Origin of the sequence: Psychrobacter sp. JCM 18900, from assembly GCF_904846625.1 — a bacterium.
GTDB lineage: Bacteria > Pseudomonadota > Gammaproteobacteria > Pseudomonadales > Moraxellaceae > Psychrobacter.
The window spans coordinates 219342-233148 of sequence record NZ_CAJHBL010000005.1; the positions used below are offsets into that span (position 1 = coordinate 219342).

Here is a 13807-nt window from a genome sequence, read left to right on the forward strand (position 1 = left end):
TATTATATTGAGAAGATAATATCAATTTTTACTTTAGATAAGCTTTAATAAATGTTAAGCCATATTGCGTTTTTTACTAAGGAAATTACATAGACTATACCTTCACCTGATCTACTATCATCAATCGTGATGCAACGTACGGCGATAACTAGCAGTGTTCTTATATAAGAAAGCGTCGTGCAAAATCAAAAACGCATCCCACTGTCTTCTAAACACTGCAACGGATTTTTATCAGACGCACAAGGTTGGATTTTTTTGAGTTCATCAAGCGATAGATATTCAAAATAATTGGTCAGTGCAACACGAGCATCGGGGTCATCTATAAAATAGCCGTCATCATATATTTTATTTTTCCAGCTTGGATTTACTCGATACAAATAAGACTTATAATCTATATTGGCTAATGCCTCGTCAGGGAGCTGATCAAAAGGGCCATCGTAATAGTTATTTTTATAAACATTATTGGCATTAACGCCTACTAATATGGCAAATTTTTCCATAGGCAAGTACACAAATTGAGTCCTAGCACCCACTTTGAGCACCTCGCTAAAAGGATAGTAAGACTCATCATCTCTGGATAAAGGATTAATATAATAAAAGTTATTGGTAGTAGGATGAAATGCCAAATAGAGTGTGACTCCCGAATCATCCATCATGGGTAGGTTGACTTCAAAACCTTGACTCTCAAGCGTCTTTACAAAATCAGCATCCGGCTCTATCTGATTAATCTCAAGGTTTTTTTTAATATTTTTGAAAGTTAACTGATATAAGTTAGGTTGATGCTCTTTCAGGCTAAATATATCTGATGACTTATATAGTTTATGATGCGTTTTAAACTCACCTCGTTCTTTGCCGGCTATGTCATAAAAATATATAAAGGATAAGCTGCCTTGCTGTCTTAACTTATGACCCACCAACATATTGCCTTTTATTAAGTTGCCCTGATGGTAAAAGTTAAAATAATAATAGCCCTCTGAAGGGTAAATAGTGAGGGTATCGTCAGTCTGTGATAACACGTATGCAAAAACGTCATCTACATTATCAATATCAAGCTCAGTATCCTGATACAGCTCATTGATCATTTTCTCGTTAGTATTTAGGGCATTGGCTTGAGCAGAATACAAAAAAAGCAGACTCACCAGTAGGTAACAAAAGGTTTTCATGAATACTCTCCAAAATGTGGCTTAGTACATAAAAAATGACAGCTAAATTTTTAACTGTCACTTTGTTCTACTCCTAGATAGCACATATAGCATTGTTCAATTATTTTGCTAGTTTCATGGACTCAAGTTCAACGTTTTCGTCATTGATCCCTACTTTAGTAGTAATACAGTTATGTTTTTTTATAGTTTTACCAAATAGATGACCTGCGCTTTGCGCCAGCTCTTCTTCACCACTCGTAAATTCACGTGCTTTAAAAATCTTAAATGATTTTTTGGTCCAATGTGACTCAGACTTGCCCCAGCGATGTCCTTGCGATTTAGTCTCTGTCATTTGGCTTTCCATAAAGGCGCCACAAACATCACCATAGCTTTTTTCAATCATGTTATTTTCTTCAGCAAATTTAGTAAGAGCTACTTGCGAGGCGGTTTCCTCCATCGGTGCACTCACTTTAACGGTACTACGTTTACGCTTATGCTTAGGTTCTCTATTCGTTGTGCTCCAGTTGTGGTTTCTGATACTCACGTCACTATTCTCAGTTAAAGTAATACCATTTTTGGCACCTGCCATATCATCGGCGGCATGGCTGAGCCCTACTAAAGACATGCTCAGTGTCAGAATCGTTATTTGCTTATAAATATTCATAATATACATCCTTGTGTAAAAGTATTTAATATCAATAAATCACTATGAACAGCTGAAACTACTGTAAGCAGCTACGTTAAATTTACCTTCAAATGATCCATATGACGGACTATCTGCCCGAGTCTCTTTAGGGTCTTGATTGACTCTTAAAGTCTTCGATAGCTTCAAGAGCTTTGTCTTTTCTCCTTTGCCAAGGCCATCTGAAACCTTGTTCTTTATCAATTTCAACATCATTTGAATTATTGATGGCACTTGATTTATTATCTGTCGGTACTTTTTCTTTTTGCTGCATACTTGAGGATGTAGCGTCCTTGACACTCATCATTGAGGTTTCAGAGATACGTAAGTTTTGGGAGTCAACGTCTTCAGCATAAGCGATAGCAGCTAACAGTAAAATGCAGATACTGGTTAAGATGGCTTTCCATAATTTCATCGTGGTAGTCCTTTATAGTTAATGAACTAACAGCACTTTGGACGCTCAGGTGTCGCTACTTCTTTGTTCTTCTTCTGCCAAGGCCAGCGCCACGTTCTTTCTTTGTCCACTTCTACATCGCTGCCGTCTTGAATGGCGTTCGATTTTTCGCCCATATGATCATTATCATTGTGCATTTTCATGGTTGCTGGTGCTGCTTCATTGACGCTCATCATTGAGGTTTCAGAGATACGTAAGTTTTGAGTATTAACGTCTTCAGCATAAGCGATGGTGGCTAACGGTAAGATACAGATGCTGGCAAGTACAGCTTTTGCTAATTTCATAGTTATCGTCCTTTATGGTTGCTTAACTCCGATACGTGAGATTAAAAATCCATATAGCCAATTAATTTAATTAGATAAACTAACCAAATTAATTAGTATAACTAGGTATAGCAGAAATATTCATCATTTTCTATGAATATATTTCATATGATAAATATAAATAGCCTACCTAAAGCTAGCTAAAAAAACGATACGATAATCTTTTCCATTAATAATCATTCACTTTTTACCTATCAATAGTACTTGTATCAATGCCTTTTTATCTTGCTATAAATCAGACCATTGCTATTAGCTGCTCAAATGACACAATTTATAAATTGTAGATTTTTAATAAATAACAAGGACAATCTCACTAAGTAAAATATATTACAATTGTAGCGATAACGTTAAGACTGAAATTTTGTTTTGCAATTTAATATAGCTTTAACTATGATTACTTTCTTACGGGAAGCTAACGATAGGTAACAATATGCAAATTAATAAATTATATACGGGCCTCGCATTGGCCAGTGCCCTAGTACTTACAGGATGTGGCGGAGATAGTGACGGTCAGTACGTCGCAAGCAATGGAGACGATGGTGGTCCTATCGTTAATAATGAACTGAGCTATACAGTCTTTGACTCTTTTACCGATGTGAACGATGGAGAGTACAAAAATGCATGGGGTAAGCTCGCTTATAGACTTAGCAATAGCGGCTTAATGCAGACAATATCTACTATTGTAGGAAGCTCACCTACTGCATATCAGGATAGCGTAGGTGATGTCTCTGAATTAGAGTTTTACGCTGGCCAAAATTTGTTCATTGCGGTTCCTGAGGATTTTGATAGTCAGTTTTATAACATTAGCTTTGTTGATAGTGATACGTTCAAGCTAAATATTCGTTCAGGAAATGCTTCCGTCAATTCAACTTATGACATTATAACCCTTGACCTTGAAGGCGTAGGCAAACAGCCATTCAATGCTAAAACAGGTATTGACACTGAGTTATCTTCTTTTCCTAGCAGTGTTAACCCTGTTTTTCCGAGCGGCTCTCAATGTTATATATTCCTAGAGACACCTAATCAAAATTTCTATACCTTTTCTGAAGACGAAGATGAAGGTAGCATGACTATAGATGAGTGGATTGCTAACGAGAAAACGTATAACACTGTCAACAATCTTGTCAAAGAAAACATCGGAATCGACAACGAGCTACCAGCTGCTCGGTATACTGATGAAGATGGCGAGATCGTGGCAGCTGTCAGATACAACGGCTTGATATATGATGCTTTCTATAATCAAAGCGGAGTCCAAGAAAATTTCAATACTAACCCTGACATCGAAGAAGTTTATTGTAGTCTGTACAATGACGTCGCGGCTAATTTCTTAGAAACACAAATCAAAGCCAACTACTAAAAATAGTTTTTGCCAAAAAACTATCATGAGTTTTGCTTATAAAATAGAATAAAAAATAGCGCCTACAATGGGCGCTTTTTTTATATTTGATCACTAAAATCAAACTCAAGCAAAGGGAAAGTCACTGGCTAATCACTTGATCATAAAAGTACTCAATAGCTTATAAGCGTTCTATATGTTGGTCTTTATATAGAGTCTGACATCGCTGAATTTTTAGCACTATATAAACCTTGACCCGAATTAAGACAGTATTAACTTTCCTTGACCTGAATATGCCTACTTTCAAAAGATATCATACGATACAGTTAGTAAATCAAGGATGATCATGCCCTCGCTGCTATAGTCAAAGCATATATAACGAGCTGTTAGTCACTTAGATAACATTCTTTATATGCTCTTGGCGTCATCCCAAACCAACTCTTAAAAGCACCGAAAAACTGACTATTAGAATGATAACCAAGTAAAAATGCCGTATCTGTAGCTGATAACCTCTGCTCTATTAAGTATTTATAAGCTAACTTTTTTCGAACTTCCAATAGCAACGTTTTAAAAGAAGTACCCTCTTCTCTTAGACGCCTTTGCAAGCTACTAACACTCATATTGAGCACCTGAGCAACTTGCTCACGAGTCGGCTCATGCAGACCCATGATTGTTATGAGTATATGCTGACAACGTTGTGTATAGCTGGTATCGGTGAAGTTCTTATCAAGCATATGATGCAAAGGGTTGATAAAAAATGTACTTCCTACAGTGTTTTTTGTGTGTTCCGATGAGTAGTAACTGTGATCAGCCCTATCGATTCGATACGTTAAACTATTGACTGTTTTAGACATTTCTGCTGAAACACCTAAGAACTGTTTATATAGCTCAAACCCTTGGGAAGATTGCCGATGCGCCAGAGTAAGTTCTACAGGTTTGAGTGAGCTAAATGTCGAGATAATTTTATAAACGGAAAAAATAATGCCATCAATTTGATGTTTATTAACCTGTTCAGGCACGCTTGGATTGAACTCAAGACGGATTAAATCTTTTCTCTCAAATAAATGAACCTCGATTGATTCAGTCATGACTTTGAAGTAACGCGAAATCAAACGGCAGAGAACAATAAGAGGAATATCAATATTGGCATTTATTAGAGGAGTGATACATTGGCTTATTCCCTTATAAAAAGGAAGAGACTCAATCTCGATATAGTTGAAAACTTTTAGCCCTATATAATCATCTTGGAAGAAATAGGTAGCCAAATTGAACTCATTCGTGACGACAGCTAGTGGCATTCTATCGCCTTCAAAATCATCGAGATCACTAAATTGTGACATGATTTTGGGTATATCAGATGAGCGATTTATCTGTATTAGATACGTTGCTACGGCTTTTCTATAACAGAGCGCTGTCAGCTTATGAACCGTATATTCATTGAGTTCCATAGATTTACTCTGTGTTGAATTTGACTTGATTTAAAACTGCCGTTCACTTTTTGGAGTGTATTTAGCATCACGGTTAAAACACTTCTAAGTGATAGTAGGTTATACAAAAGTACATGAATGAGAAATATTGATCAGTTTTATCAGTGTTTTGACTGTTTGACCCGTTAGACTATATATCTAACTTTAGCAAAAAAAGCCTAGTAGTAGCTAGGATAATCCAAGGAAGGAGTTAACTAATCATGGAATTTGATTATATTATCGTTGGTGGTGGATCTGCAGGATCCGTGTTGGCAAGTCGATTAAGTGAAGATCCTCAAGTCACAGTGTGCCTTTTAGAGTCAGGGGGTGATGGCAAAGATCTAGTAGTACGTTTACCTGCGGCAGTTATTGCCCAAATGAGAGACAAGCCAATTAAGATAAACAACTGGTGTCTCAGTACTGTGCCCCAAAAGCACCTAAACAATCGTATTGGATATCAGCCTCGTGGCAAGTGCTTAGGTGGCTCATCAGCTATTAATGCGATGGTTTATACCCGTGGTAGTGCAAAAGATTATGACCGTTGGGCTGATGAGGGCTGTGACGGTTGGGATTACGATTCACTCTTACCATATTTCAAAAAGGCAGAAAACAATGTCCGCGGTGCAAATCATTTTCATGGTGACAGTGGACCGTTAAACGTTGCCGACCCTCTTAGCCCTCGGCCTATTACTAATGCTTTTGTCGATGCATGCATTGCGAATGGCTTAGATAGAAATGACGACTTCAATGGTGATAAGCAGGATGGAGCTGGCCTTTACCAATTAACTCATTTCCATGGTGAAAAACAAGGGCAGCGTTGTTCAGCTGCTGCCGCCTACCTACACCCTGTAGAAGACAGACCCAACCTAACTATTATTACAGGTGCCATTGCTTCTCACGTTCTTATAGAGAACGGAGTAGCATCAGGAATGGTTTACCTCAAAGATAATCAAGAAAATACTATTAAGGCCAATGCAGAAGTCATTCTGTGTGCTGGTGCTTTCGGCTCTCCAAAGATTTTGATGCTATCAGGCATTGGTCCTAAAGAAGAGTTAGAAAAGCACGGTATTCGTGTTGTCTATGACTCTCCTAATGTTGGTGAAAATCTCCAAGATCACCTTGATGTTGTGTTTGACTATGAGGTAAACACAAAAGACGTATTTGGCGTAGGTTTTGCTGGCGGCATCAGCCTTATGAAAGGAGCTCGTGATTGGAGAAAAGATGGGACTGGACTGCTATCAACCAATTTTGCTGAAGGGGCTGCTTTTTTTAGTGCCACAAATGCCACACCTAAAGACTGGCCAGATACTCAGCTTCACTTTGTTATTTCTAGAGTCATCGATCATGGCCGTCAAGTTAAGTGGGGATATGCGGTATCTATTCATAGCTGTTATCTCAGACCTGAAAGCCGTGGCACCGTAAAGCTCGCGTCCTCTGACCCAAATGCCGCGCCACTAATTGATCCCAACTATTTAGACCATCCAAAAGATGTGGAAATGATGGTGGCAGGTGCTCAACGTACGCGCGAAATCATGCAAGAACAACCTATTGCCAAATATATTACTAAAGACTATGCAGCTTCCGCACTGGATAAAGACGGCTTGTTAGGTTATATCCGCAACAAGTCAGACACTATATATCATCCGGTAGGCACGTGTAGGATGGGCTCAGATGCTGAATCCGTGGTGGATCTAGATCTTAAAGTAAGAGGTGTAATCGGACTACGTGTTGTGGACGCCTCTATTATGCCTCACCTTAATAGTGCAAATACTAACGCTCCGACGATAGCCATTGCAGAAAAAATCGCTCAGGAAATAAAGATGGAGCGTTTTCATCTAAGCCACGGTAGCACAAGTATTGAAACCAAAGATTCCGTTAAATTAAATGAAAACATGCCCGACATGGTAGTGGCTAAGGGCCATGTAAGCGTTGCGTATTGAATTGATAGTGACTACTGCAATAGTACTACCAGATTAATATCTCAATTACGCAAAATCCTAGGAGTATGATTATATGCCATCCTCCTAGGATAATTTTATAAAATATTTCAAGGATGAAAACGATGGATAGCACTCAAATTGATAACAGCTCTTCAGTAAGTAGCTCACCCGCAATCATTACCAACAAGAAAGATCTACAAGCCCAGTTTTTGAGACTGCAAAAACTGAGTCGCAAAGGACCTATAACTGACTGGGATACTAGAAAATCTCAACTTGAAACTCTTGAAACCTTATTAAGTAAAAATAAGGATAAACTTACTAGTGCCATCAATGCAGATTTTGGTCAACGTAGTGAAGGTGAAACTAAGTTTGCCGAATTATTTTCAAGTTTTACAAGCATTAGTCATGCAAAGAAACATGGTGAGTCTTGGATGAAAGCTCGAAAGGCGCCTGTTTCAGCTGTTTACTTGCCAGCTCGTAATGAAATAGAACCACAACCATTGGGCGTAGTGGGTATCATGGTCCCTTGGAACTATCCACTATATTTAGCAATTGGTCCAATGATAGATGCTATTACAGCGGGAAACCGTATTATGGTCAAAATGAGTGAAGCTGCGCCAAAATTTGCTCAGGCATTTGCTGAAGCGATTGAAAAACATTTCTCACCAGAGATGGTAAATGTTGTTGTAGGTGATGTTGATATCGCGGTGGCTTTTAGTGAGCTTCCTTTCGATCATTTGATTTATACCGGCTCTACAGAAGTAGGCAAAAAAGTCATGGCAGCAGCGGCTCCGAATCTAACGCCAGTTACTCTTGAGCTTGGTGGTAAATCTCCGGTGATTGTACTAGATGATGCCAACTTAGAAAGTGCCGTAAATAGAATTATGACGGGTAAAGCGCTAAATGCTGGACAAACTTGTATAGCACCTGACTATGTACTGTTAAATCGCAAGTATCATGAGCAGTTTACTAGTCTAGCCAAGAAATGGATGCAAAAGCATTACCCAAAAATCACGACAAACAAGGACTATACCCATATTATCAATAGTGCTCAGTTTGTTAGAGTTCAAAAGTATCTAGACGAAATACCGAAAGAGAAAGTTCACCATACAACTGAAGTGAAACCAGATATCAACTCACGCTTAATGCCTCCTATTATCGTAACTGAACCTACATTAGATAGTGCATTAATGCAAAATGAAATATTTGCACCAGTACTACCACTCATACATTATGAAGAGTTAGATGAAGCTATCTCATTTATCAATGAACGCCCTAGACCATTAGCGTTATATATATTCGGAAATTCAGAAAAGAATATTAAGCGTATTCGTTCCCATACGGTATCTGGCGGTGTCTGTATTAATGAGATTGTATTACATGCCCTGCAGCATGAATTGCCTTTTGGCGGGGTTGGACATTCCGGTATAGGAGCTTACCACGGTAAGATTGGCTTTGAACGCTTTAGTCATATGAAACCTATTTTAGTCCAGCCCAAAATAAATGCTATGAATTTATTACAACCTCCATATGGAGTTGTCTTTAATAAATTTATGTCTATGTTTATCAAATAGATACCTGAACTCACATGTATCTTTTAATAATAATTACTGCTAATATCTCAAAGAACCATTAATGCATCTCGCTTCGATGGATTTACAGACGTTATAAGTTTATGTCGATGCACATAAAAAAATCACCCTAACTTGAATGTTTAGGATGATTTTTTTGGTTTGAGATACTCTTTTAAAGTGCATTGTATTATAGTCTTACCGCTGTCGTCACTCATTTTTAACTCAACCAATCAGTAACTGCTTGTTTAAAACTAGGGCGTGCCATAATTATATTTTTCCAGCGCTCAAAGTGTGCATACTGCGCAAAAGGATAGCCTGCTCTACCTAAAACAACCAATTGCGGAATCCAAGTAATATCCGCCAATGAAAAGGTGTCGCCAACTAGCCAATCATGATCTTTGAGACGCACGTCCATTTTTGCAAAACAGTCGTCAAGAACTGCGGTTGCCTTATCAATATCCTCTTGACTAAAACCATGTGTGCTACGATGCTCATGAAACGCTAACAGTGCTTTGTCGTAAGTTTGGTTTTTGCGGTATTCTATTAGCTCTTCTTCGCTAAGACCCGTGGCACCTAATTTATAATACATATAAGTTTTTATGGACAGATGATTATCTTTTGCCATATGCATCCAATCATACATGGCCTGCATTTCAGCTTCACTATCAGGACGCAACGAATTGGGTTTATAGGTGGTGTCTAAATAATCAATGATATCGGTCGAATCAATAATAACCACACCCTCATCTACCAAGGTTGGTACCACACCATTAGGATTGATTCCTAGATATTCCTTGCTACGCTGTTCACCTTTGGATAGATCAATAAGATGGCTTGTCCACTCTAGCTGCTTCTCCGCTAATGCAATCCTTACGCGCATGGCACAGTTGGAAAATGGCGCGTGATACAAGTGTAAACCTTCGAATTTGGTAACGGGTTTATTTCTAGGCGTAATAACAGGCATAATAGTCTTCCTTACATTTTGCATTACATCAAAGAGCGTTCAAATAATATCTAGTTTGAGTATGCGCGGTCTTATTAATTATTAAAGTACTCAGTCCAACTCATATGTTCGCGCCCCACTACCTTGGCAAAATCGCTTTGGTTGTGCATAGCATCTATTGCTATCTGCTCATAAATACCAGCGATCACTGTACCGATAAACTCGCCTAGTTCATCAATACGGTCTTGTTTGAACGCCTCCACGGTCATATAGCGATAACTAAGCGTTGTACCAAACCTGTCATTCAAGTACTGAGTGAGCTGCTGCTGGGTAATGGATTCACCATTTAAATTATAAGTATTGGCATCGTGCTTAGCATTGATTAGCATTTGGCTATAAGCGACCGCCAATTCTTCATGAGTGGTATAGCCACACTTGCCCTCACCTGCACAGTTAGCAATCTTACCCTGCACCTTATAGCTATCGATATAATCCACATCAGGCTCGATATAGATACCATTACGGCCTATCACCCAATTGAGACCACTATCTTTGATATCTTGTTCTGTTTGCTGATTACTCTTCACAATCGGCGCAAACGCAGTTTGAGTACTAGAACCCTGAATACTGGTATACACGATTTTTTTCACACTATGTTTTTTCGCAGACTCAATGACATTGCGGTGCTGATCAATACGCTTAGCAGTCTCATCCATACTAGACACCAGTAAAACGCTATCTATACCTTGTAATGAGTTCTCAAGCTGTTGTACATCATCATAATCACCTGCTCTGACCTCGATGCCATACTGCTTAGTCAAAAACTCAGCTTTGGCAGGAGTGCGTGCCAGCGCCACGATGTCTGTTTCGGCATGCGCCTGTAGTAGGTTCTCAATAATGGCAGACCCTAGTTTTCCATTAGCGGCTGTAACTGCGATTTTCATAGTGCACCTCTTTGATTCGCTTAACTAGAATGAAAGTCGATTAGGGTCTATCTATTGACCCTAATCGAGCTACTGGTTTGCAACTGATTGAAATTGCTGTTTATTTCAAACTAATCTACTAAGGTATAACGATTCATTGCCATCGTCTTTAAATCTATACTGCCCATAAATTCAGCTGCCATAGGTGTTTTAGTAAAACTTGTCATGGAAGCATCCGCATCCGCTAACGTTTCCCAATGCACCACAACCACCCATTCGCCGTTTTCGCCCATTGCTGACTCACGAGACACAAAGCCCTTTTGTTTTGCCACATGATTGACTTCAACGCTGTGATCAAGAACGGCAAAGTCATCGTAGGAAATACTTGGTTTAAGTTTGAAAGAGGCAATCTCAATCACTTTGGCGTTTGATACTACGTCAGCACCTTGATGATGGCTATTATACTGTGTATGCTTTTGAGCTTGATGAGCAGGTTGTAAGTTGTTGCAAGCGGTCAATGCAAATGTACTAATAACAACAGTGGTTAATAAAGCAGCTTTTGAATAGATTGATGATTTAAAATTTGTTTTAAATAGGGTCTGTTGAACATTCAAATATTAGGGCTGCTGATTGCTAAAATTGCACCAAATTAGGCGCAAGCCGACGATAATGTCGAGACCTTAACTAGGATTGCAACAACGTTTGGGGTGATTTTAGCATCAGCCTTTCAGGGCAGTACTATTTTCTGCCAATATATGGCGAAATTATTTAACCTAGAATGACTAGGCGTCAAAAATTTCACTGCATATTGTCTAAAAAATAGTGACTGCCAGCACCACATTTGAATGTTCAACAGACCCTATTTAGATACAGATGAAATATCGAGACTAAGATAAGTTGATAAATTAAAAAACCTTAAAACTGATAGCGTAAGCCTAGGTTAAATTCATGAGCAGAGGCGTCGTTGATCTCAAAGCCATCGCTGAAGCCGTCTTGCCCTGTTTGTACGTCGCCACCAAAATCGATGTATTGATACTCTCCATATAGATGGGTGCTTGGGGTCAATGCATAGCTTGCACCTGCTCCGATATTCCATGTAAATTCGCTAGAGTCGCCATCAGCGTAGTTGTCATAATAGCCATCTGCTTTGCCATCAAATGCGTCAAATCCTGCTACGCCAGTTCCGCCCAAACGAGCAGAATAGTCATTTTTTGAAAGTCCAATACCTGCCTTAGCGTAAGGGGTAAATGAGGCACTAATAGGGAAATCATAAAACCCTTCAAGAGTCATCGTTAAGCTTTCAAACTCACCATCTAAAATGTATTGCTCGCCATCACGAGCGCCCGTACCGTAACGTGAGTCATCAATATCAAAGCTACGTTTTGCCAATCGACCTTCTATACGTAGGTTCTGGTTAAACTGATAACCCAACCCTATACCGCCGACCATACTATTATCAGCTTCAAATGAACTTGGGAAATCGTCATCGGTTGCAATGTTATTACCATAGGCTTTTGAATCAGTGTCCGCAATGCTATAGCCTAGTTGTGCTGTGCCATATAGACCTTCTGTCATATCTGCCATGGCAACTGTAGGTAGTGCAAATAAGCCCAAAACAGCAAAGGTAGATAATGCTTTTGCATTGGTTAAAGATGTCATAAGTGTTCCCTAATTAAGAATGTATTCAAAGCCAATGGTTAATGACTGCTTTATTAAAGACGTACTATTTAATAAAGCAGTATTTAATTAAACACTGTTTAAGACTTAGGGTTTTTGGAATATTAAATTCTTGCAACCCGATGACAACCATCATATGCTACCAACTCATGAATAAAAACAGAGGTTTGTTTATACTTATTATGAAAGATTTCGATTATTTAGCGTTAAGTGGACAGCACTTGTTGGTATTCACCACCTTGCACGAGGTCGGCACAGTGACTAAAACTGCCGAACAACTGGATCTGACACAATCGACCATTAGCCATAGTTTGCAAAAACTAAGGCTAATATTTGACGATGAGTTGTTTGTGCGTTCAGGTAGAAGCGTGATGCCGACCCAAAAAAGTGAATATTTATATCAAGAAATTAAGCCGTTATTAGTTCGACTAGATGAGTTAACGCAGACCCAAGAGTTTGAGCCAAATCTGGCTCATTTTGATTACACGATTTTGGCAAATGATTATCAGGTGGGTGTATTTTTAACACAGGCAATGCAACAAATTAGCGCACAAGTGGCCTCATTTCGCTTGAATATATTGCCTTCTCGCAAGCCTAATATTGAGCAACTTCGGCAACATAATGTTGATGTGGCGTTTTCCCCCTTTGCCCCTGATCACAATGACATTATGAGCGTACGCTTATTTGACGACGTGGCACGGTGCTATTACGATCCTGCGTACCGCTCACCTCCAGTAACCGAGCAAGATTTTGATAACGCTCGCTACGTGGGGCTAAGCTTTACCAAAGGCGCGTCTGCTAGTCAAACGGATAAACGCATTATCCAAGCGATAGATGCCAATACCATCATACGCACCAATAGCTTTGCGACGATGGCAACGTTCATTAAAGGGTCAGAGTTAATGGCGATTGTCCCCAGTAAATTGAATACGTTGGGATTTGAGCATTTAGACAGCGTGGCATTACCTTATCAACCCACACCGATTACCATGCGGATGCTGTGGCACAAAAAATATCAAAAAGACCCTAAGCATCAGTGGTTTAGGGAACAGATTGTCGCGTCTACTGATATTTTTAGAACGCCCTAGAGTCTGTTGAGTACTATTACATCACTGCTTATGTCATTCTTCACGTCGATAGAATTTTGACATCAGCAGTCATTAAAAATGTCGTTATGATATTAAATTAGCCTTCAGTTATCATAAAATCATTAGGTATGAAGCTAGCAATACAGTCAGCAAGTTATTGAATTATTTAATAATATAATAAGTCAAGTAGTATGAAATTATTTGATACTTGCATAGCGATATTTTTGGGTTTTCTTTAATGTTTTTATAAAAATGAAGG

Annotated in this window: 13 protein-coding genes; 4 read left to right on the forward strand and 9 right to left on the reverse strand. The window is 38.9% G+C overall.

Features of this window, described 5'->3' with window-relative positions; all coding sequences use genetic code 11:
• Positions 1–185: 185 nt before the first annotated feature.
• From JMX96_RS10990 to JMX96_RS11005, 4 genes are all read right to left on the reverse strand, one after another.
• Entirely contained in the window at positions 186–1082 is an 897-nt protein-coding gene (locus JMX96_RS10990; RefSeq protein WP_201569040.1) for a hypothetical protein, read from the reverse strand.
• A gap of 181 nt (positions 1083–1263) precedes the next feature.
• On the reverse strand, positions 1264–1806 hold the full coding sequence (locus tag JMX96_RS10995) for a hypothetical protein (protein ID WP_201569041.1): 543 nt from the start codon (positions 1804–1806) through the stop codon (positions 1264–1266).
• A gap of 127 nt (positions 1807–1933) precedes the next feature.
• On the reverse strand, positions 1934–2239 hold the full coding sequence (locus JMX96_RS11000) for a hypothetical protein (protein ID WP_201569042.1): 306 nt from the start codon (positions 2237–2239) through the stop codon (positions 1934–1936).
• Positions 2240–2265: 26 nt separating this feature from the next.
• A complete protein-coding gene (locus JMX96_RS11005) occupies positions 2266–2562 on the reverse strand; it encodes a hypothetical protein (RefSeq protein ID WP_201569043.1) in 297 nt (98 codons plus the stop codon).
• A gap of 469 nt (positions 2563–3031) precedes the next feature.
• On the opposite strand from JMX96_RS11005, the gene JMX96_RS11010 reads away from it, so the two are divergent.
• Positions 3032–3958, forward strand: a complete 927-nt coding sequence (locus JMX96_RS11010) for a hypothetical protein (protein ID WP_201569044.1) — start codon at positions 3032–3034, stop codon at positions 3956–3958.
• A 365-nt stretch (positions 3959–4323) separates the two neighbouring features.
• Here JMX96_RS11010 and JMX96_RS11015 read toward each other — a convergent pair whose 3' ends face one another.
• Entirely contained in the window at positions 4324–5385 is a 1062-nt protein-coding gene (locus JMX96_RS11015) for a helix-turn-helix transcriptional regulator (protein ID WP_201569045.1), read from the reverse strand.
• 239 nt (positions 5386–5624) lie between these two features.
• Here JMX96_RS11015 and JMX96_RS11020 point away from each other — a divergent pair, with 239 nt between their 5' ends.
• The gene (locus tag JMX96_RS11020) at positions 5625–7343 is read left to right on the forward strand and encodes a GMC family oxidoreductase (protein ID WP_201569046.1); all 1719 of its coding nucleotides are present in this window, start codon (positions 5625–5627) and stop codon (positions 7341–7343) included.
• Between the two features lie 122 nt (positions 7344–7465).
• A complete protein-coding gene (locus JMX96_RS11025) occupies positions 7466–8917 on the forward strand; it encodes a coniferyl aldehyde dehydrogenase (protein ID WP_227677033.1) in 1452 nt (483 codons plus the stop codon).
• A 217-nt stretch (positions 8918–9134) separates the two neighbouring features.
• On the opposite strand, the gene JMX96_RS11030 is transcribed toward JMX96_RS11025, so the two are convergent.
• The 4 genes from JMX96_RS11030 to JMX96_RS11045 form a co-directional block, all read right to left on the reverse strand.
• The gene (locus tag JMX96_RS11030) at positions 9135–9881 is read right to left on the reverse strand and encodes a glutathione S-transferase family protein (RefSeq protein WP_201569048.1); all 747 of its coding nucleotides are present in this window, start codon (positions 9879–9881) and stop codon (positions 9135–9137) included.
• A gap of 74 nt (positions 9882–9955) precedes the next feature.
• The gene (locus tag JMX96_RS11035; protein ID WP_201569049.1) at positions 9956–10804 is read right to left on the reverse strand and encodes an NAD(P)H-binding protein; all 849 of its coding nucleotides are present in this window, start codon (positions 10802–10804) and stop codon (positions 9956–9958) included.
• 110 nt (positions 10805–10914) lie between these two features.
• Positions 10915–11397: an antibiotic biosynthesis monooxygenase family protein gene (locus JMX96_RS11040; protein WP_201569050.1), complete on the reverse strand. Its 483-nt coding sequence runs from the start codon at positions 11395–11397 to the stop codon at positions 10915–10917.
• A gap of 301 nt (positions 11398–11698) precedes the next feature.
• Entirely contained in the window at positions 11699–12442 is a 744-nt protein-coding gene (locus JMX96_RS11045) for an outer membrane protein (protein ID WP_201569051.1), read from the reverse strand.
• A 200-nt stretch (positions 12443–12642) separates the two neighbouring features.
• Between JMX96_RS11045 and JMX96_RS11050 the strand changes: the two genes are divergently transcribed.
• A complete protein-coding gene (locus JMX96_RS11050; protein WP_201569052.1) occupies positions 12643–13548 on the forward strand; it encodes a LysR family transcriptional regulator in 906 nt (301 codons plus the stop codon).
• The last annotated feature ends 259 nt before the right edge of the window (positions 13549–13807 follow it).